Source organism: Legionella sp. 27cVA30, from assembly GCF_024160945.1.
Lineage (GTDB): Bacteria > Pseudomonadota > Gammaproteobacteria > Legionellales > Legionellaceae > Legionella_A > Legionella_A septentrionalis.
Window position 1 is genome coordinate 956913 of the sequence record NZ_JAMYXK010000001.1, and the last position, 22621, is coordinate 979533.

Consider the following 22621-nt stretch of genomic DNA (forward strand, 5'->3'; position numbering starts at 1 on the left):
TCTTGGGAAGCAATGCCCATTATGAATTTATATCGTATTTGCGGGAGAGGGAGATAAATACTCCGTCTGTAGGGGTGCAAGCTCTATCATCTCGTCTCTCGCAGAGCTGGGTGATGGTTCCGGCGTATTTTGTTCACGTAAAGACGCTTCAAAATCCCAGAGCTCTTCCAGATTGTTAAAACGTTTTATGGCAATTCTGCTTTTATTTTTTTCAGCCATTATTTTATTGTCTATCTCTCGGATTAAGGTATCTAGATTATGGTTTTCTGCCTCATAATCTTTGTTAATTGCCTGGATAGCTTCTATCAATTCGTGCTTTTTCTTGTTAATTTCTTGCTTGAGCGCACTCTGAGCTTTTTGATTTAATTTTTGCTTTACTTCTATTTTTAATTCTTCAAATTGTTGCAAGCGGTTCTTATTAAACCACTGTTTTAGCCGGTTCAGTCCATGTTCTTTCTCTTTTTTCTGCTCTTTTAAAGAAGTTAATGATTCACTGAAAGCCGACTGTAATTTTTCCCCTATCTGTGCAAAAGCCCCTTGCACTTTTTTGAACACGTTTGACGTTACCCGTGTAGCAGGAGTGTGGTTTACAGTTGCAATGGATTGGTTTTTTTTGCTTTCTTTTAGTTTAATTTTTTTCTCCAGTACCTCTATTTCATCTTTTAGCTTTTCTTTGGTTTTAATAAGTTCTTCATAAGCATTGAACCGTTTATCAAACCCGCTTAACATACTGAGAGTATGTGTATTAATATCTGCAAAATCACACTGCAAAATATTATGTTGTTGCAACAAGGATCTCAAATATTCAGATAAGGAATCCATCTGTTTGCCAAGTGAGTCCAAAGTATTTTTATGCTCAGAATAATCGATCAAACTATTAATGCTGTTTACTGTGGATTGTAAATTTGCGGGCCATAAATTTTCTAGTAAAAGCTTGTTGCCATCCGACGCTTGCGTATGCTCAATAGATGTTTGCAGTCCCGTTTGTATATTTAAATTAATTAATTTCTTGGCGCGTAATCCGCTTTGTTTCTGTTCTAATTCTTCTGTTTGTTGCCCATACTGTTCAAAACCTTTTATCGGCTCCTGAGATTGCTTTTTTATCGTTAAATCCAAATATTCACAAAACCCGGTATGGCCTTTTCTTAAGGTTAATTCTTGTACATTGTTTCCTGCAATAACGGGAATTTTCTCAAGAAGCTGTTTTTCTTTAATTTCTAAATAAGAGCTGCTTGCAAATAAATCACTGTAATTGTTTTCAGCCTGGATAGCTTCTTTTCGAATGCCATTTAATATTTTTTGTATGGGTTCGCGCAGTTTTGAAGCCTGCAACTGTTCATTATTTTTTTCATTAAATCTGGTTATAAAATTTCTTATTTCCCTAAAAACGTAAATGCTGGGATTATTTTCTTTAACCAAACGAATTTCCCGAACAAGTTCATGCCACAAATCCAGAGATTCTGCATGCTTAGCGAAATTCTTTTCCACTTCTTGATTGCAATAACCCAATAATTTCTCAAAATTTTCCAGACCTAACGCGCGCATCGCATGTTCACGGTTATCTTTTTTAAAAGAAGCGTCTATGTCATCAGAAACTTTCGTTAAAATGTCTAAGGATTTTAAGGTCGTATTTATTAAATAGCGTGTACTTTTATGACCAAAGGAAAAAAGCCATAAATCTTTAAGCTTATGTTCATGAATATACAGTATTTTGTGCAATTCTTTAATTTGCAAAAGCCGCTTTTCCCTATCTTGGGAGTCGATTTGTTTGTATGCTGCAACGATGGCAAGTAGGTCTTGGGCCGCTTGTTTAACCGCACTTCTTTCCAACCGGTAACCAATACCCCGCTCCTCGGGCTTAGCCCAAGATAGTGTTTTATCCAAATCCTCGATGATTTGATCAGCTACCGAATCGATAAATGATTCCTTCAACTCCTCCACTTCGGGAAGTTCTCGCACGCCTAACCAGTTTTTTGCCTGATTGAAGAGTTCTATAAAATCAAGCACTACAGGCTGCATCTGGAATTTTATCAGTAAGCTGCCTGCTCTTTTTTCGTAAGATTGAAACGCTGTTGCAAACCCTTTAAAAATTTCGTTAATGGATGCGACAGTACCCTCTGTACTAAAAATACCCATAAAAGCTGGCAAGGTATCTTTTTTCTTATTGTAGGCATTGAATTTAAAAGCCAACTCCGGCAACTGCTTTAGTAAATCATGAATTTTTGGAGCTTTAAACGGTAATTTTTGCGCAACTCTTTCAAAATCCTGTTTTAGTAACTTAAATTGCGTATGGAGGGATTTTATCTGCCTGGCTTCTTTGTCCTCGATAGCTGGCTCAAATCGCAGCACGGCTGCATCTACATCCATTGCATAATGCGCTCGCCTTGCCGAATTTAATTGTTCTGATTTTGCTTCTTTTCTTTCTTTCCGAGCGGTATGCTTATTCAATTTATATTGTTCAGCTATATCTACCTGCGACATGTAGAGTGCACGTATTTCATCCACGGAATTTTCTTTAAGATTTTTCTGAGCCTTACCTTTTAATTCCAGAACTGTTTTTTTCCAAAATTCACTCGCCTTACCTAACAGTTGTTGCAACGCTTCTTCCAAAACATTCTTCTCAAGATTGCCAGCATCATTTCTACGGACAAAAGGATTAACGTATTTTTTTTCTTTGTCTGTTTCTTCAAGACAAGTTTCCCAGAAATCATCAATATTGGTAATAATTTCTTCTCTGTACGGCAAAAGATCCTTAGCCAAAGACTTAAATTCATTTTCAGGGGTTATTTTTTTAAAAAAGCCGACCCAATCGTCAAACTGCTCCAATAGGAGCTGTTGAATGGCATCTACTTCCTGTGTGTAATGCCGTTCAACGGCAATTTCCTCATTAATCTGCTTTTGGATAAAACGCAAAGCCTTTTTTCTTTCAGGCAAGGATAATTCTAACAATTTCTTGCTGTCATAGCGGTGTGCAATTCCCTCGACATTGATAATGGATAAAAATTTTCCTTTTTTACTGTTACGGGCTGAACGACCTTTTACCTGCCTGGTAGTTCTCTCTGTATCCAAATAACACTGTATGGTGTATAAGCCCTCTTCATGCTCAACTTCAATATCCGTACCGCGGCCTTTAGCTGAAGTTGCCACCGTGATGCGATTTGCTTGAGCCGCTTCCGCAATAAGGCTTTGGCCGTTGTCTAAGGTTTCCTTTCCTGTAATTAAATTAACAACAAAACCACGCCCGGTTAGCGAAGTAATTAATTTTAATTGGCGGGCAGCAGCATCTTTCGGATTATCCTGAAATTCTTCTTTTAATGCTGTAAATTCACGTTTTTTATCATCTGAAATATAGACATGTTCAATGCATTGGCTTTCATGATCAACAAAATACAATTCTTCGCCAAATAAAATCACTGCGGGTTTATTACCTAACCCCAAAAAATTTACCACGTCCTCAAATGAGTGGGTGAGAGGATTGCTTGACATTTTTGCCAGAACGCAAGACTCTAATGCAAAATATGAATGCAACTCTTTATGCAATAACTCCGCGTGATTCATGTCTTTGCAAACCAGTAAAATAGGCTGGGTATTCTTTTCCTTGCGGTTTGGAATCACCTGATTGATTGCTTCTTTAATTTGGGTAATCTGATCGGTAAAATCCTTTGCCAATTGCACATTTAGAGTTTCTCTTTTATTTGTTTGGTGCGGCGGTATGCTAAAAGCATCCATACCAAATTTGGATTTTTGAAAAAGCAATTCAGCTTCAGTGCCAAGAGTTGCCGATATTCCCAGAACCACCGAACCAGGCACTTTTTGGTGACGCTTTACAAAACCGCTGCTGGATTCCGAGGCGACAATACGCATTTCAGGATCAATCACCCATACTCTGTCCTCAGTATCATGCTGGCGCAGCCTGGCATGTAAAAACTGGTGTACACTGCCCTTAAACATGCCTTTTTGCGGTTCATTGTTAATAAGAGGCACGGCAGCAGCCAATTTTTTCTGGATATTTTCCGCTACAATTTGCTCATCTTTGATAAGAAATGGAACTTTAATTTCATCATTCTTTATCCCTGGTGTCGCTGTATGCTCTTGAGTTTTTTCCCACTTCATATAAATGGACTTGGCCTTGCAGGCAGCATTGATCCACCGGTTCAATTTTTTTTCTGATATATGTTCCAATTGTTCAGCTTGCGATCTCGTGAGATTTTTGGATAAAAGATGAATGTTTAATTTCACGAGGTCAAAATTGTTGTCCCAAACATCACCATTTGAGAAATCCACATTTAAAAATTCATCTGCATCGATAAAATCATTAATTAATGGATAAATCCACGCATAAGCATTGCCTAAGCCTTCATCCTGGCCTTCTGCATCAATGGCATAATTAAATAAAGTGCGATTATCCAAAATCAGATCCGATTCATCCAAATGTAAATGTGCAGGTACGCTCGTCCCATCCTCGAGCTCGAATAACTTTTCCCCTTCCTGATGTGCCCGGGCTTCGTATAATGAAGCATCGGCAATGGTGGTGTAATTGATACCGCCAACTATGAACGTATTTTTGGGCGAATCAGCATAAACAACTGTCGAAGGAATTCCCAAAGCCTGGTAGAAATTTTTGATGCCCTTTTCATAATAATCCTGTTGTATCAATCCATGGTTGGCCGTACATACTATAACGCTTCCACCGCGAACCCAACGCAAGACATTTAGCATGGCCATAATAAGTGCTTTTCCTTCTCCTGTTTCCAGCTGCATAAGCAAATGCCCGGGATTTTCAATGGATAAAAGTAAAGCCAATAATTGCGTATCCGTATAGGGAAATTTCCCGGTAGTTCGGAAAAAGGTTTCCCGCATGACGGCAATTAATTGCAGCATGGATTTCCTCATTTCCTGAGGGTTTAAATGCTGAGATTTGATATTACCAATCAAACGTTCTGATAATGTTTTTAATTCTGCGCGTGAAGCTTTTGTTAAGTTTTTGCAAGACAAACCGTCTATGGTTAAAGGAACGTCACAGCCAATCGCGTTAATATAATTAATCTGCTGCTCTAAATCGTACTGTTCATCGTTCGCAAGATTCGTACCATTTAACAAACGCTTGACTTCGCTTACGACCTGATGCACTCGCTGCGTTGAAAATTGTTCTTTTAATGCATTTTTAGTAACGCGGCCCTGCTTGGGATCCCAATCAAAAAGACGAATATTGTCTTTAAGTTGTTGAGCATCGAGTTCAAGTTGCCTTAAAAACCATGAGAGATTGGGATATGGAAGGGAGGCAAATAAAGTTTTTATTATATCCAAACTTTCTTCATGACGTCTTAAGCCATCCTGTACTGCAAGCAAATCTTGCAGGCGGATTGCGTGATGATTGGTTTCAATAATACCACGAAAAATTTGCAGCCAAATGTTAAATTGTTCGGCATTATTCCCAGGAAAATTATGCAATAACTTTAAGTAAATATTTAATTGCGAAAGCGTGCCGTCACATTGCTTTAGGAGTAATGCAATGACAGAAACCAGTTCTGGATTAGAAGCGTTGCATTCTTTGATTAAGGCAATGGTATTTTTAATGAAAGAAATAATAAGTTCTTCAGTACCCTCTTCGGTGCTTCCCAAAACTTCAACCAGACTTGCAAATACTAATTCCGCTTCAGTTTTTTCAATTTCTTTAGAAGAATGAAGCTCAAGTAATTCAGCTAGCGGAAAGAAATTTTCTTTTGTTAAGTTGTGCACAAAAGAAACCCCTAACAAGCGTAGATAAGTCTCACTGGATAAATTGGGATATTTGGCTAGAATACCAATCTGACTTATTGCCGACGTCCAATTTTTATTGCTGTAATTAGGGTGTTTTTTTAGCACATTTAAAATAATGGCCAATTGTACCGATACTGAAGTGTTGGTTTTAACTGACTGCTCCGTTAATTGCTCCAGCAACTGAGCCATATCATTTAAATCGAAATTTTCAAGATTAATTTCTGAAATTAGTTTTACTACAGCGGCATAATCCGGCCCGGAACATTGATTATTAATCCGTACCAAGGTATTTATGAACTTAACGATTACTTTGAAACGATCATCATAATTTTTTAAGGCGTCGACAAAACCCAAATTTAAGTCGATGTCCCCTAAAATTTTTACAAGAATATTTTGTAATGTATCATTTCCTGTTTGTAGCCTGGCGACGGAACTCGTTAATTCTGCAACAAAGGATTCCTTAATAGGGTATTTCAGGAACGTTAATAAAGACGGCCTTTCTTCAACAAACTCGTTAAACATACGATCCAGTTTTTGTTTAGAAGCTTGTTCATTAAAACCAATATCAGTTCGCTCACTCTCCAGTACAGATTCCTTTATTTTGGGGATGAAGCCTTTAAACACATCGATAGGTGTTGTAAAGGGTAGCTTAATACGCAGGATTTCGGCAAAACCTTCGTCAATAGCCTTAAATTTAGCGGCCATCCCCTCCATAGTCGGGGCTTCATCCCCATTATTATTCAAATACTCCTGTAACTCTTTGAGTGGTGTCAAAATCTTATTGATTTGTGGGTTAATTAACTTTAACAATAATTGGGGTGTTTTGTTTAAATATTTATCAATTTGATCAGTTAAATTTACTTTTTCAAAAAAATGTTTAATAACACCAACTAGATCAAGAGTAGATTCGAGCAACGGCCCCGCACCAAAACTTACATTGGGCAAGCTTTTAGTGATAAACTCAACCATCTCTTCCTTACAATTCATTTCACTTTTCTGCAAGAAAATGGCTTGCTGGGATTTAATTTGCACAAGGACGTTGTTCAATTCCCCGAATGTAGGCAAGGAAGTGGATTTCTTAACATTAATATCTTTCACAAAATCTAAAAAAATATTTTGTAAACTTTCCGGAAGAAGCAGCAGATTTTTTTTAAATTGTTGTATACTTTCAATATTTGATTCATTATCGACTGGATCAATATCTTTTATACAAGAAACCAGGATAACAAATGATGAAAAATCCTTAATTTCTTTGGCTATATCATTGAGGGAAAGAAACAAGCTGCCTAGTTTTTTATATGAAATGACCTGATTTTCTTCCTTAACCACTCGTTCTTTATAGTTATTAATTAAAATGTGATTAAATTCATTAAATTTTATAAAACATTGTTGAAAAACTTCAAAGCTTTCCAGCTTTTCTCCGGAATGAGCCGTAGAGTGGATAAATTCGAACACCTTGCCCCACTCATAGGGGGTAAGCATTTTTTCAGTGGGTAAAACCACAGAAAACTTCAATGCGGAATATAAAAGAGCATCCAATTCTTGCGCGTTAAACTGAAAAGAATTTACTAAATGAAGCAGCTCTTGCATCTCACGTATGGGATTATTAATTTCTCTATAAGCTCTCTCCCCGGTAGTTATTCTCGCTGCAAAAGCCTGGAGCTTAATTTTAGCTTGCGCTGGAAATTCCGTACTCTCAATTAATTTAAAAATGGACTCATAATTTACGAATGAAAAAGCATAATCTGCGGCGCCTACATAACGATAAAATATTTTTTTACGCTTGGCCGCATCACCACTTTGTGTACTTTGCAGTAAATCTTGAGACGTGGGTGCTGCATAATTTAAATTTTCTTCGGAAGAGAGGAACTGCATTTCCTCTGAAACACATTTATAATGCGCAAAACAACTTGCCAAATGTGCACCATTCACACTGAAATCCAGATTATTTAAAAGCCGCAATTGTTCACGTTTATCTTCAATACCATCCCCAGCATTGTGTATAATATCCAGGACACGGATTAGTGTGGTCTTTAAATGTTTTACCTTCTGCAAAGGACATACTATAGGTAAAGAAAGACCCATTAATTTCAATTGAGCACGGAAATAATCAAAAGCGGTGATTAATTCATTAAAATCAAGGCGCGCCCCAGATTTAGCATGCTGCGTGGTTAATGTTTCCCACCAAGATTGTGCAGCAGGATCAAAATTTATCAGTTTATCCAAATTGGAAAGACTTTCTTCCGATAGAAACGCCTCAAAATTGGCACCATTATCAAGGAATATTTCATGGAAGTGTTTGTACAAACCTTTTTTGTTTAAAAGAGTCAACTTTCCAAGAAAACAAAAAACACCATTCTCGCCATTATGAAGAAGCATTTTGGCAAGACCATGGTACTGCTCTGCCGTAAAATTAAATGCATCAAGTTTTTGGCTGATGTCTTTAAAACCGGCAGGCGTTGCTAACTCTTTTAAGAAAAAAAGAAAAGCGTTTTTGATGCCATCAATCTCATTACCATTTGTTAATTGCTCGAAATATTTTTGATATTCCTCGCTATGTGGAAATTCTTTTTTAAACGCTTCACCTTCTCCATTTAATGCTGCTTTGACAAAAGTCCCTTGCGCTTTTTCTTCAAAAGTGGACCGCGATAATAAGGTTAATATAAATTGCTTGGCCGTCCCATTTGCATAAGTCGGTTTATTACTGAGTGACAAGGACAAAGGATCAGTGTTTTCTAACTCAGAATTCTTATAGCAAAGGACATGCTCCCCGTCGGAAGTTTTTTGCATATAAAAACCCAATGGCGGCTTTTGCAGCACAATGCCATCCACAAATTCAGAATGATGGAGAATAATTTTCTCCATAGCGCCGCGTTGTACACTGGTGATTTTCTGCGAGAAATCGCCAATTTTATCGGCGCCCTCCCCGACCAAGTCTTTCCATATTTTTTTTAAATCAATATTGGGATATAAATTGTTTGCATATTCAGCAAGTTTTTCTGCAATATTGTTTAAATCAATGCATTCGCCTAATTCGGATGAATGAATTGAAATCTGCGGCGAACTTTGTATTTCCTCATTACGCTTTACCTGGCGCTTGGCCGCTTTTTTGTGTTGCTCGTTTTTTAAATGTTGCTGCTGTTGCTGTTGGATTTGCAGGGCAATTCCGTGCGCTTGTCGCGACAAATCCATTTTGGTTTTGCGAATTTTTTCTTCGGGTATGGTGTTACCTTCCGCAAGGATTATCATGGGGTGATTTGTGGCAAATTGCCGTCTTTTCGCCGCGAGATAAGCATCAAACAATAACTCATTATATTCGGCGTACTGTCCATCGAATGAAATAAGATAAGCTGTTTTAATTTCAGGTTGGTTTAAACATGCAAGTAAATTATAAAACTCTTCTGGATTAACATTTGCATCTTCAATTTTTAAACAAAGCTCGGCAGAAAAATCTTTTGTCTCATTTTCCTGTATAAAATTGATTAATTGGCTAATTGAATCCATCTCAAGTCTTTGTCGATCCAAAATTATTCTCATATACACAACCTGAACAAGATATGGTCGCTAAGGTTTTTTATTGGTACGGTACTATACCATGAAAACCTTAAAGGAAAATTAAAACAGTCCAAAAACTGTATAATTTTTTTTAAAAAACAATGGGGATATATTTAATCTATAACTTTTCTGGAGTATGAACAGGCTCAGGTTCAGGTATATGAGTGGGGCCAGGTTCCGGAATATGGACAGGATCAGGTTCGGGAGAATCTGCTGGTTCTGGTTCAGGCGTATTGGGAGGCGCAATAGGCTCAGGTGTTTCAGGATAAGGGGGAGATTCCAAGGGAACATCAGGTAGCCCTTGTATTACAGAAATAGCTGCCATGCTTGCTTTCGTAAAAGGCATTTCCACTCCTTTGTCCACCTGGTTGATCAAATTTTAGCACATTTTAAAATATAATTCTTATTGCAATGAAAAAGCCACATGTTGTGGCTTTTTCATTGGTGTATTAGCTGACTACACGCCAGGCTCCATCAGCTTGACGGCAAGCTTTGCCATAAATTTGCTGTCTTTTTCCACCAATAATGGCATCGGTCACATACTCACGGCAAGGCTGTTGTCTGTTGTAATACGTGCGTGTTGTTTTAACCGTGTACTGATTGCCTGAATCAGGATTCTTCCATGTAACCGCACGACCTGTTGGCGCTGTTTCTAAAGCACGTTGCATTTCCATCCGATCCTGCCGATCCATGTATTGACCAATTTTACCGCCTAAAAATGCTCCGATTAATGCACCACCAGCTGCAGCAGCAACTTTTCCAGAACCGCCACCGAATTGGCTACCCAGCAACCCTCCAATTACACCACCGGATACAGTGCCTACACCTTCATTCGTTACTTGCGAACAACCAGCTAGAAAAACCGATAGAGACAATGAGGCTGCCATGAGTTTTTTCATTTTTATTCACCTGTGTAATTGTTTACAAAATCGACGGACATTTTAGCATCAAGGAATAGAGATGATCCATCGCCAAAGACAAAAGATATTATAGCCTTTAACCTCGTACTCGTGGTGAAATTTGGCAAAGCAATTCATAAGCGAACGTGCCTGCTAAATTTGCAATGGCTTCAACCGGTATGTTTTTTCCCCACAATTCAACTAAATCTCCTTCTTTGACGCCTGGGCAAGCGGTTAAATCAATGGTCAACATATCCATGGAAATTCGGCCTACTACCGGCGCAATAAAACCATTTACCCAAGTTGGTGCTGAGACCATATGGCGAGGATAGCCATCACCATATCCTATAGGAACGATGCCAATGATACTCGGTTTATCGCTTTTCCACCTGCCGCCATAACCGATAGGCGAAGCGGATGGGTAATGGTGGATAACACTGATTCTTGAGACGAGGTTCATCACAGGAATTAGTCCCAGCTCAACACCCGTTTGCCCTAAAAAAGGAGAAACGCCATAAAGCATAATGCCTGGGCGCACGACATCAGCATGGGTTTCCGGCAAAGCTAATATGGCTGCCGAATTGGCAATGCTGCGCACTATTTTTCCTGGAGGTAACGCAAGCGCTTGAAAATGTGCTAATTGTTGCTGATTTCTTAAATTTTCAGGCTCATCGGCACAAGCCAAATGCGTCATTACACCTATTTCTTCATCTATCCAGGCAGAGTTTCTTAGTGCAGTGATTATTTCCCCTACCCGCTCAGGCGGGAAACCAAGGCGGTGCATGCCCGTATTCACTTTCACCCAAACCTTTATTTTTGCGGCTAATGGAGTATTAAGAATCCAGTTTAATTGCTGGCTGCTATGAATCACGCACTGAAAACCCTGTTCTACCACTACAGATAATTCATCTGGAGAAAAAATCCCTTGAAATAAAATGCACTCGCTGCGGCTGCCCAATGTACGCAAGGTCATCGCTTCTTCCAGCGACGCTACGCCAAATGCATGAACCTCCCCCTCCAAAACAGGTATTACGGAAGCCAAGCCACACCCATAAGCATTGGCTTTGACCATGGCAATAATTTTTTTGCCGGGAGCACATTGTCTGATGCGTTTTATGTTATGCAACAGTGCAGTTGCATCAATGTAAAGACGAGTAGGTCTGGTCATGATTATTCTACGCTCTGATAGCCTTGGAAAGCTAAATCCTCGAAACGGGTATATTGACCCAAAAATGCCACTCGCACTTTGCCAATCGGACCATTACGTTGTTTTGCAATGATGATTTCTGCTGTGCCCTTGTCAGGACTATCCTCGTTATACACTTCATCACGATAAATAAAACAAATTAAGTCTGCATCCTGCTCAATTGCTCCGGATTCGCGCAAGTCAGACATGATTGGACGCTTGTCATGACGCTGCTCAAGACTGCGGTTAAGCTGGGATAGGGCTATAACCGGCACATCCAATTCTTTTGCCAATGATTTTAAGCTGCGGGAAATTTCCGAAATTTCTGCCGTCCGGTTATCTGCTTTAAACCCCGGAACTTTCATAAGCTGCAAATAATCCACTACAATAAGACCTAATTGACCGTGCTCTTTAAATAATCGCCTTGCGCGCGCGCGCATCTCCGACGGGTTTAAAGCAGGCGTGTCATCAATATATAAAGGTGCTTCCGATAACATATGCACGGCAGAAGTAACGCGCGGCCAATCATCATCATGCAGTTTGCCCGTACGAATTCGGTGCTGATCAATACGGCCTAGCGAAGACATCATACGCATTGCCAAGGAATCAGCCGGCATTTCCATGGAGAAAACCAGTACGGGCTTGCCCGATTTAATGGCAACATGCTCAGCCATATTCATCACTAAAGTCGTTTTACCCATAGAAGGACGGCCTGCCACAATGATTAAATCAGACTGCTGCAATCCGGAAGTCATTTTATCCAAATCCGTCAAGCCAGTAGCCAGGCCTGTAATTGCATCGCCGCTATGATAAAGCTCGTCGATTTTCTCAACAGCCCGCACCAGAATGGATTTAATAGTTTCTGGGCCTCCATCACTTGCAGTTTGTTCTGCTATGGCAAAAACTTTGGTTTCTGCAAAATCCAGCAATTCAGCTACTTCTCTACCCAACGGATTATAAGCCGAATCTGCAATTTCACCGGCAACCGAAATCAACTGCCGCTGCACCGATTTTTCCCGAACAATATCTGCATAGGCAGAAACATTGGCGACACTTGGGGTATTATTCGCTAATTCAAACAAGTACGCTTCACCGCCCGCGTCATCCAGACTATTTCTGGATTTCAATGCGTCTAAAAGCGTGACCACATCAAACGGCTGGCTTTTGTTGGAAAGTTCGAGGATCGCTCGAAATAAGACGCGATGTTCAGTACGGTAAAAATCCGTCTCACATAATTTCGTACTTACTTTATCCCAGGCTTGATTGTCCAACATGAGGCCGCCAAGGATGGATTGCTCAGCCTCCAATGAATGAGGAGGCCGCTTTAAAGGATCAGTTGCTTTTTTTCGTGATTGTACTTCTAACATAAAATTAATCAGTAATGGGCTTTAAGCCATTAGTCACTATGCGCGCACCCAAATTTGTGTTCTTCCCAACATGGAGAGCCCGACGTATCCACGTACGTACAATTTTTTACCCTTGACCGTTAATTTGGCTCGATAAATTTTTCCGGATTTCGGGTCAAGGATGTAACCGTCAGACCATACGCCTTTGCCTTGCTCTTTCAATCCCCATAAGAAACGCAAGCCTTCAATTGGCTTATCTTTAAATTTACCGGAACACTTGGAGCAAATTCCTGTATCGCCAGGCTGCGGGTAAACACGGACGATCGTACCGCTTAAACTACCTTGGTTTATTTCCAGATTGACAACGGCCCTTTTCTTACCGGTTTTATCATCGGTAGTCGTCCAAGTTCCCACCGGGGACTGAGATGCCATCACCATAGGCAGATATAATGAGGCAAACACTGAAAGAACAAATAATTTCCACCGTTTCATCATTAATCCTCCAAAGTTTAATGTTCCACAGGATAGGCGATGGCCTAAGGATTTGCAACTTGTTTAACAGAGCAAATATGGATTAAGCGCAAGAAAATCTTAATTTGGCAACGGCTTAAAAAATCGTTCCAGATCTGACTCTGTAAAAACAGTTTTTCCAGGTGAATGCGAGACTAAGACGTCTTCAATTAAAGCTCTTTTTTTCGCTTGCATTTGCTGGATCACCTCTTCAACAGTCCCGGCGGTCAATAACTTATAAACAAATACAGGGTTTTCCTGCCCGATGCGATGACTTCTGCCGGTCGCCTGATCTTCAATAGCAGGGTTCCACCATGGATCATAATGAATCACGGTATCAGCCTGCGTTAAATTTAATCCTACTCCTCCTGCTTTTAGACTAATGAGAAAAATCGGCACGCTACCTTGTTGGAAATTATCTATCAAAGCCTGCCGATTTTGTGTTTTTCCAGTAAGCTTTAAATAAGGATAATTTCTGTTTATTAATTGCTCTTCAATTAATTGCAGCATGGAAGTAAATTGGGAAAATACCAAAACTTTACGCTTTTCCTCCATTAAGCTATCCAATAATTGCAGCAAGGAATCCAATTTGGCTGATTCCCCATGTGCCATTGCAGCTTCTGGCAAAGACACCAAGCGCGGATCGCAACATACTTGCCGTAATTTCAACAAGGCATCCAACAAAACAATATGACTTTTCCCTAATCCTTGCCTTGCTATTGCATCACGTACTTTTTTCTCCATGCTCAAACGGATCGCTTCATATAAATCACGTTGCTGGCCGCTCAACTCAATGAGCTGTATTGTTTCTGTTTTAGCGGGTAATTCTTTTAATACTTCATCCTTGGTCCTGCGCAATATAAAAGGCTGAACCCGTCGTGCCAATAATTCCTTTTTCTCACTGTCCGCATGCTTCTCGATTGGTATTTTAAAATATTTACGAAATTGTCTACCCTGGCCTAAAAATCCGGGCATTAAAAAATGAAATAGCGACCATAATTCACCCAAATGGTTTTCAAGTGGTGTGCCGGTTAAACAAAGACGATGCGCTGCTTGCAGCTGATACACAACCTGGGTGGTTTTGGTACGCACGTTCTTGATAAATTGCGCTTCATCAAGGATTAGATAATAAAACGAATAATCTAAAAAGCGTTTCTTATCGCGCTGAATTAAACCATACGTCGAAATGATTAAATCATATTCATCGAAATGATTGCGGTGGCGCTCCTGACCATGAAAAACCAATACGTTTAATTCGGGTGTAAATCGCTTCGCTTCTTCAAACCAATTCCATACCAAACTGGTGGGAGTCAGGATTAAGCTGGATTTTTTAAGCCGCCCCTGCTCTTTTTCATATTGCAAGTGAGCCAGCGTTTGCACTGTTTTACCCAAGCCCATATCGTCTGCGAGTATGCCGCCAAATTGATTGGTGCGCATAAATTGCAGCCAATTCACCCCTACGTGCTGATAATCGCGTAACCGTGTTTTTAAACCTTGCGCCACAGGTATGTAAGGAAGAGCAGTAAAGCTCAATAACTGTTCTAATTTTTTCCTTATTTTTTCTGTCCCTTGCCAGCGGGCGGCAGCAGCCGACAATGCTTCTTCCGCTTCAACCATTAACAGCAATTGATAGCGCTTTACACGTAGACTTTGCTCTGCATGTTTTTGCTGAAAGCTATACTGCAGCAGTAAACGCAGCAAAGGCTTAATGCGGCCTAATTCAATTTTTAAAACTTTGCCCTCTCCAATAGGCAATTTCAAGAGTAGATTATCGGGCAATGTCTCTAACGCACCTTCATCCCAGCGCTGAATCAATTCTGTAACTAACGGCACAATGCTGACAGGCTCGCCATGCACAAGAATACCTAATTGATAAGAAAAAAAATCATGTGCCGCACTTTCCTGGAATTCGGAATACCAATGCAGTTCATCTGCGCTTAATTCCTGCTGTGGTGAATAACTGGGGAAATTAGTACTCGGCGCTGGCAGCGGTTGGTTACCCTGGGCTTTAAAAGCATATAAACAAGCTACGGCATGTTCGCAATTTTTACCCAAGGCGCAACTGCATTGTGCCGGGGTAGAAGGCCAGTGCTTTAAGTCCAGATGAACGTTATAAATTCTGCCCGATTCATCTTTAACACGCGCTTTCACAAGTCCGTCGCTGAAACGTATCGTTAAAACATGGCCTGCTTCTTGGTATGCTTGGCCGCGTCTTAGCAAAGTCGGAGAAAATACTTCGCTCATGCGCGACAGCGCTGTTTGCCACATGGAAGCCTTAGATTTTTAGTGAAACCAATTATTTTAACAAAAATTTTGAACCCAGTATTTAAGTTAAGATAAAATAAACTATTCATATCTGGTTTTAATCAAACACCATGCCGCAAGCCTTAACTTTACTCATGGCGCAAATCAATCCCACCGTCGGGGCAATTGAAGCAAATGCCGACAAAATAATGAAAATCATCCAAATACATCAGGAGCAGCATGATGTCATTATCTTCCCGGAACTAGCCTTGACCGGTTATCCCCCTGAAGACCTTTTGTTCCGTACCGAGTTATTCACGCACGTTAATAAAGCCTTGCAGAAAATCCAGGCAATTACGGCTGATTGCCATGTCATCGTAGGCCATCCCAGTCTTGAAGAAGCAGGCTGTTACAATTCGGCAAGTGTATTCTACAAAGGTCGACGCCTTGAACTTTACCATAAACAGTTATTACCAAATTATGGCGTGTTTGATGAAAAACGGTATTTTACCCCCGGAAAACCTGCCACAACCTTATTCTCTATTAAAGGCACTGTGTTTGGCCTTTGTATCTGTGAAGATTTATGGGGCTTAGGGCCAGTGGATGATCTAATTGCCGCAGGCGTTGAAATTTTACTTTGTATCAATGCTTCTCCTTTTGATAAAAACAAATATGCTAAACGCGAGGAAATATTACGCCAGTATGCCCAGCGTGGTTTGGCCACCATTTATGTAAATCAAGTGGGGGCTCAGGATGAATTGGTCTTCGATGGGCAATCCATGGCGATGGATGCGCAAAGTGAAATATGTGCACGTGCCCCCGCTTTTCAAGAGCATTACCAAACCGTCACCATAAAAAATAAAAAACTTCAGAGCGTTGTTGCCCCTTTATTAGCAAAGGAAGCCTTGCTATATCAGGCATTGATGTGCGGCTTGCGCGATTATGTGGAAAAAAATCACTTTCCCGGCATCATTCTTGGATTATCCGGCGGCATCGATTCTGCATTGACATTGGCAATTGCCGTCGATGCTCTAGGGCCTCAAAGAGTAAAAGCCGTTATGATGCCCTCTCGTTACACGGCTGCCATGAGCAACGAAGATGCCTTGCAACAATTGCAAACCATGCAAGTGCTTCATCATTACACTTTGCCCATAGAACCTGCTTTCCATGCATTACTTAACACGCTGGAGCCGGCATTTACGGGTTATGCACCTGACATCACCGAAGAAAATCTCCAGGCACGCATACGCGGCTTATTATTAATGGCTCTTTCCAATAAGACAGGTTTTATGGTTCTCACGACCAGCAACAAAAGCGAAACTGCCGTTGGCTATGCCACATTATACGGCGACATGGCAGGCGGTTTCTCGGTATTAAAAGATGTGTTAAAAACCGAAGTATATGCTCTAGCCCGTTATCGAAATACGCTCTCCCGCGTAATCCCAGAGCGGGTAATTCAACGGGCGCCTTCCGCAGAATTAGCGTTGAATCAAACTGATCAAGATTCACTGCCTGACTATGCCATTCTGGATGCTATTATTGCTTTATATATGGAGCAAAACCTCGACGCCGAGCAAATCATACAACAGGGATACAGCAAAGATATCGTGCATAAAGTAATAAAACTTATTGTCCGTAATGAGTATAAACGCCGTCAAGCGCCACCTGGCATAAAAATTAGTGCTTGCGCATTTGGACCTGACTGGCGCTATCCAATCACATCCGGCTTTTTAACTAGGCAACGTCCCTAAAGTTTTTTAGCCAAGATTTCATCTTAAATTGAGCACAAATTTTTCTATTTCACTTCGATCTACCCCCTCTCCCACGATAGGAGCTTTGATAGTATGATGATGCCCTTCGCGGGAGAGGGTTGGGGAGAGGGAATGTCACGGATGGTCATTGATGACGAGATGTGGTCTCGTTTAGAAAAATTACTTCCAAAGCCTAAAGGCCGACAGAATTTAAATCCGAGTCTGCCTGCTCGAAGATGATACCAAAGATATCTTTCAGCATCGGTGCTGTTTTTTCGTAAACTACGGGCTCGTTGTCTTAGCGCAGATTTGTCCATTTCCCTCTCCCCAACCCTCCCCGCGAAGGGCATCATCATACTACCAAAGCTCCTATCGCGGGAGAGGGGGTAGATCGAAGTGAAATAGAAAAATTTGTGCTCAATTTAAGATGAAATCTTGTCTAAAAAACTTTAGGGACGTTGCCTAACTGATTATTTTATTGTTTTATTGGAAATCCTATACTCTAAGAAGCATCGGCAGGCTGGCTCATACACGAAAAATACTGTCTTCTTTTTTTGAAAAATTATTGTAAACATGAGCTATGCTAAGTGCTCATGGCGTGCTTCTAATACTAACCGCTGATGAATAGAATCACCCACTATTTGGTTGCAATATAATCAGTCGCTCTGTATATTATTTTCCCTTTCATATGAATAAGCTAGGGAATTGCAATGAACGAGCATCGCAAACAAAATGAGTCGGAAGATAAACCAGGTGAATTCTCCAACTCAAACACCGTTCAAATCCTGCACGCAGCAACAAGAACCCATACTCACTATCCACAGACGCCCTTTTCCGCAAAAAAATGCCTAACCTTGGCGGAGGAAGCATTTAGCCGCAAGAATTTTAGCGTTGCCGTGCGATGGTATGCGCTTGTGCTCTTTACCGAGCCACTTAATAAGTTTGTTCTTTCCCGCTCAACAGAATGTTTCCTACACCTTAATCAAGCTCATTTGGCGGTAACATCTTATTTAACACTTATCCGGCTGGCTTTTCTTCAAAATGAGTTCGAGCAAGTCAAACAATACATGCTGCAAATTTTGACCATCGACCCGAACTATCAATTCCACGCGGAAATATCTGAACCGCTCATCGAGCATTTTCTTGAATTGGCCAGCGAAAAATTTACAGCACAAGATTATGATCAAGCGATTCATTATTATGATTTCATTCTTAAACTGGACTCGATTCATTTTGACGCTTTGCTGGGAAGGGCTTATTGCAATTATGAAAAACAGAATTTCGCTGCAATTATAGATTCCTGTTTAATCCTCCTTAAATTGATCAGTGAAGGAATGATTTTAACCGAGGAGGAAAATATAGATGAAGATGAAGATCAGCTTTCTAATGTTTTAGAACTTCTCTCGGATTCTTATTTGAAATTAAAACAATTCACAAATGCGCTAACCTATTGCAAAAAAGCCATCGAATCCGATCCGCAAGAAATAGAATATAAAGAACGCTTAGCAGAATGTTATTTTGAGTTAAAAGAATACCAAAATTGCATTGCGCAATGTAATTTAATATTGCAAGAGCAAAATACAAATCGAAGAGCCTTGATGTATCGAACCTTTTCTTTCCTTAAAACTTATGAAGAAATATTAAAAAAAGCTGAGCCGAAAAAAAGTAAAGCGCAAACTGCCGAAATATTTGAAAAAGCTCGGGAGGATTTTACCCACTTACTGTCGCTTTCCATCAGCAAAGATGTATTAATGATATCTTCCCGCTTTTTCCTGCAAGAAAAATATTTTGATTGGGCCCACAAAATGGCAGAAAAGCTGCTCCAGGTGGATTTTCAAAATTCTGTGGGCCAAGTCGTTTCTTCTATTACCACGAGCCATCTTAAAAAAATAAATACAATTAAAACCTTGGAAGCCATAGCAGCAAACCCTGCCACCAATTTGCGGGAAATCTTATCCATTTTGACTTTTTTCATTGACCAAGGCTGCCGTATTGAAGCTAAAGCCATTATCAATAACTTGGAAATAAATGCGCGCGAATTGCAGATCTTCAATACACCAGAAGGCAGGCTCGAGCTTGACTGCTTTTTGCGAGCGAAAAAAGAATACCAGAGCTTACAAACCAAGCAATTGGCTTTTTTTGCAAGCAAAGCATTATCGCAAACGGATGTTGTGGTCATGACAGAAAATAATAACGCTGGTAAATCTCTAACATGATTTCCAGCTGCTATCATTAATGCATTTAAAAGAAATTGCCATGCCAGAAAAAAATAAAAATATTACAATGGTTTCACCTGCAAAAAAACTGGAAGAATACTTAGAAAAAGGAAATACTGCATATGATGAGGGAGAGTATACAAGCGCCGAAACCTATTATAGGGAAATCGTGAGTCTGGATCCCAATCATGCTGAAGCTTACTACAAATTATGCTTATCCTTTTTTTGGCAAAGAAAAGAACACGATGCATTTACTACCTGCTTAACCCTACAGGAACTGGCTCCTAAAATGGCAGCAGAATTGCAACAGATATTTCTAGCTGCTAAACATGCTACAGCTGCTTTTAAAAATAAAAACTTACAAACCGCACAAGAAAAATTAAAACTTATTACCCAGTTCGATCCTAAAAATATCGCCGTGTTGCACAACCTGGCTTTGTGTTGCTTGCAGCTTAACGATTTAAAAAGCTTTCAAGAAACAACTGAAACGCTATTAACTCATAAGCCTCATACAACCCCATACATCCAAGCGTTAAAATCCTTACAAAGCCATTGTTATAGTAATGGATTATATGAAACGGCCATAAAAATCAGTACCCACATCATTTCGATTCAACCCAATAACGTCGAAGAAATGGTTTATCGAGCCAAGTGCTATTGGAAGAAAAAAAACCATATACAAAGCCTTCGAGACTGCGAAACAGTGCTGCAAAAAGACCCGGTAAATATTGCTGCTTGTTTCATTCTTTCTATATGGATTTGGCAACCACAACACCCACAAGCATCTGTAAATTTTCATGGCACGCTTCTTCCGATTTGCGGCCAAGATAAGAGTAAACTTTTATTTATTATTAATGCTTGCCTAGAAGAATGTATTTTGTCTTGGGCGGAAATAGCTCTGGCAAAGCTTTTTGAGGTGGATCCAGAAAATTTACAAGGGATGAAGTTTAAAATTTTACTGGATGCCAAGCAAAATAAAATTACAAAAACTGAGATAGTCAGCTCACTCTATGCCGTTGCAAATCGGCAAGGTCTTCCCGAAGCCGATGTATTAGAAATTATTAATTTTTTTATAGACAACAATTATTTCCAGGAAGCAGGCGATACGTTAAAAACCATTGCACTTTCGTGTGCAAAAAAAAGCCAAGAAGCGCTGAGTCTTTTTATGGGGCTTAGAAACATTTATAACCAGCATGTGTTTAAGCATACACTGTTCAAACAGACAAATTATCAGGATTGCACAATCTTTACAGATGCCCCTCAACCCTCATTTACCAAGAGATAACCCTAATGTTCAAGCGCTCACGTCCATGGGACAATGATAAAAACGATGGGAAAAAGCAAAAAACAGTTTCCTGTGTACAACCACCTGAAAAAGATATTGCTGCCTTTTTAAAAGCCGGCATCGATGCATTAAATGGAAAAGATTACCAAGGTGCGATCCGGAATTTAACTTATGTTCTGAATGATAAATTAGATAACCAAACGGCTTTATTAAAACGAGCTGAAGCATATCTTTTCTTAAAGAATTATAAACAAGCGGAAAACGACATTACTGCTTTGTTAAAATTGGCATCTTTTCCGGACAGCAATCATCTTAGAGGACTTGCAATTCTAAATTTATGTATTGATGCCAAACAAAACATCGATGAGTTAACCCAAAAAGCATATGAATATTACCAACAAAAAAATTATCAAGCGACTATTGAGCAATGCACTCGCGTAATGGAACTTGATCCGCAAAATAAAAAAATCATCGTGGTTAGGGCAGATTGTTATTACCATCTAAAAAACTACGAAGCGGCTGAACAAGATTGCGATAACATATCTCCCATTGTTCTGACTGCATTATCACCCCTGACGGTTATGATTAAAATGGCAAATACCGGCCCTACCGCCCATAACTTTTCACTGGACTTACAGGAAGTATTTCGCATTAAGAAACAGTGCTTACAAGCCAAACAGCTCATAGAGCAAAATTTATCAGCAGCAAGTGCCTTATTAGCTAGGGCACAATATAAAGAAGCAGCGGAAAAATACGCTGTCGTTCTGGATTTGGATCCGGTGCATAAGAAAGCCCTGTTAGAGCAAGCGATATGCTGCTTTGAATTACGCGATTTAAAAACAGCCGAAGAAAACTGTAAACAGGCATTAACTCTTTCCCTTACTCCTAAACAAAATGAGGATGCCTTAATCCTGCTGGGATTTATCTATCAAAAACAGGGAGATTACAAGCAGGCGGAAGAATGCTGGAATATGCTGTTTTCGCACATACCTACCCCTTCCTTTCGAGCTTTTTATGGGCGTGGCATTTCTTATTTTTATGCCCAGAAATACCAAGAGAGTATCGCTGATTTTGATGCGGCCTTACAAATAGTCCCCACAGAAAAAATCATTCATTTCAAACGCAGTAAAAGCTTGGTTAGACTTGCCGAACAAAAGAATAAGCAAATCCAAACTTTGCAAAATGAGTGCCAACGTATGGATTATTATCTGCAAAACTTTCTTGTATCGGGTAAAAAACAACAAATTAAAGAACTGCAGGCGCAAGTGCGTGCCTTACGGCAAGAAGCCAAACAAATCCGCTTTCACTTCATGAATGCAGCCATGGCGGGTAATACAAGCCAGCAAGAGAAAGAAGATCAACTTTATGAAATCATTGATTTATTTAATGACGAAGGCAATTATAAAGATTCAGAAACCGTCATTTTAAATTTAAAACAAGTGAATGAATTAAGGGGGGCGCTCTGTTTAAACACAGTGCATTTCAAACAAAATAAACACCCGGAGACTGCTGTTAAAAATTTGCTGCAATGCTTGGAAAATAAAAATATGAATGCCGAAGAATATTTATTCACTCTCAAATTCTTCTTTGAACATCAGCTGCTTAAGGAAGCCAAATCGGCTTGCCTCGTTATTGATAGTAAAAAAGATACTTTATTCGAAAACACTTCGCCTAATTTGCTCAAAATGTACCATGGGTATAAGCAACGGATTTTAACGACTCTTCTTAGCTCGCCTTTATATCATAGTGCGGTAAAGCAACGTTTGGTTGATGTGGAAATAATAACCGAAGCACCTGTACGTGCCAATGTGGGTTTTAGTTCAGTTTAGATAATTAAATCAAAGCATTACACCTTGCAAACTAATTCCA

Annotated in this window: 11 protein-coding genes and 2 pseudogenes; 5 read left to right on the top strand and 8 right to left on the bottom strand. The window is 39.8% G+C overall.

The window, feature by feature from the left end:
• Window positions 1-27: 27 nt before the first annotated feature.
• The 7 genes and pseudogenes from NKV53_RS04325 to NKV53_RS04355 all read right to left on the bottom strand — a co-directional run.
• Window positions 28-9297 carry a hypothetical protein gene (locus NKV53_RS04325; RefSeq protein WP_253350744.1) on the bottom strand — a complete coding sequence of 3090 codons (9270 nt, stop codon included), beginning with the start codon at window positions 9295-9297 and terminating at the stop codon, window positions 28-30.
• A 136-nt stretch (window positions 9298-9433) separates the two neighbouring features.
• On the bottom strand, window positions 9434-9661 hold the full coding sequence (locus NKV53_RS04330; RefSeq protein ID WP_126954361.1) for a hypothetical protein: 228 nt from the start codon (window positions 9659-9661) through the stop codon (window positions 9434-9436).
• Between the two features lie 103 nt (window positions 9662-9764).
• Window positions 9765-10214, bottom strand: coding sequence for an RT0821/Lpp0805 family surface protein (locus NKV53_RS04335; RefSeq protein ID WP_126954360.1), 450 nt, complete (start codon window positions 10212-10214; stop codon window positions 9765-9767).
• 97 nt (window positions 10215-10311) lie between these two features.
• Window positions 10312-11382 carry an alanine racemase gene (alr, locus tag NKV53_RS04340; protein ID WP_126954359.1) on the bottom strand — a complete coding sequence of 357 codons (1071 nt, stop codon included), beginning with the start codon at window positions 11380-11382 and terminating at the stop codon, window positions 10312-10314.
• A 2-nt stretch (window positions 11383-11384) separates the two neighbouring features.
• Entirely contained in the window at window positions 11385-12767 is a 1383-nt protein-coding gene (gene dnaB / locus NKV53_RS04345) for a replicative DNA helicase (RefSeq protein ID WP_126954358.1), read from the bottom strand.
• Window positions 12768-12803: 36 nt separating this feature from the next.
• Window positions 12804-13238, bottom strand: coding sequence for a DUF2147 domain-containing protein (locus NKV53_RS04350; RefSeq protein WP_126954400.1), 435 nt, complete (start codon window positions 13236-13238; stop codon window positions 12804-12806).
• Between the two features lie 99 nt (window positions 13239-13337).
• Window positions 13338-15224, bottom strand: a pseudogene (locus NKV53_RS04355) (DEAD/DEAH box helicase); the annotation flags it as partial.
• 407 nt (window positions 15225-15631) lie between these two features.
• Here NKV53_RS04355 and NKV53_RS04360 point away from each other — a divergent pair.
• Window positions 15632-17251 carry an NAD+ synthase gene (locus tag NKV53_RS04360; RefSeq protein WP_126954356.1) on the top strand — a complete coding sequence of 540 codons (1620 nt, stop codon included), beginning with the start codon at window positions 15632-15634 and terminating at the stop codon, window positions 17249-17251.
• 93 nt (window positions 17252-17344) lie between these two features.
• Window positions 17345-17491: a hypothetical protein gene (locus tag NKV53_RS04365; RefSeq protein ID WP_253350818.1), complete on the top strand. Its 147-nt coding sequence runs from the start codon at window positions 17345-17347 to the stop codon at window positions 17489-17491.
• Window positions 17492-17496: 5 nt separating this feature from the next.
• Here NKV53_RS04365 and NKV53_RS12015 read toward each other — a convergent pair.
• Window positions 17497-17607: pseudogene (locus NKV53_RS12015) on the bottom strand (ATP-dependent helicase HrpA); the annotation flags it as partial.
• Window positions 17608-17961: 354 nt separating this feature from the next.
• Here NKV53_RS12015 and NKV53_RS04375 point away from each other — a divergent pair.
• The 3 genes from NKV53_RS04375 to NKV53_RS04385 are packed head-to-tail and all read left to right on the top strand — an operon-like array spanning window position 17962 to window position 22581.
• Window positions 17962-19467 carry a lipopolysaccharide assembly protein LapB gene (locus NKV53_RS04375; RefSeq protein ID WP_253350745.1) on the top strand — a complete coding sequence of 502 codons (1506 nt, stop codon included), beginning with the start codon at window positions 17962-17964 and terminating at the stop codon, window positions 19465-19467.
• 40 nt (window positions 19468-19507) lie between these two features.
• The gene (locus NKV53_RS04380) at window positions 19508-20752 is read left to right on the top strand and encodes a lipopolysaccharide assembly protein LapB (RefSeq protein ID WP_158616463.1); all 1245 of its coding nucleotides are present in this window, start codon (window positions 19508-19510) and stop codon (window positions 20750-20752) included.
• A gap of 5 nt (window positions 20753-20757) precedes the next feature.
• On the top strand, window positions 20758-22581 hold the full coding sequence (locus NKV53_RS04385; RefSeq protein ID WP_127057209.1) for a tetratricopeptide repeat protein: 1824 nt from the start codon (window positions 20758-20760) through the stop codon (window positions 22579-22581).
• Window positions 22582-22621: the final 40 nt, after the last annotated feature.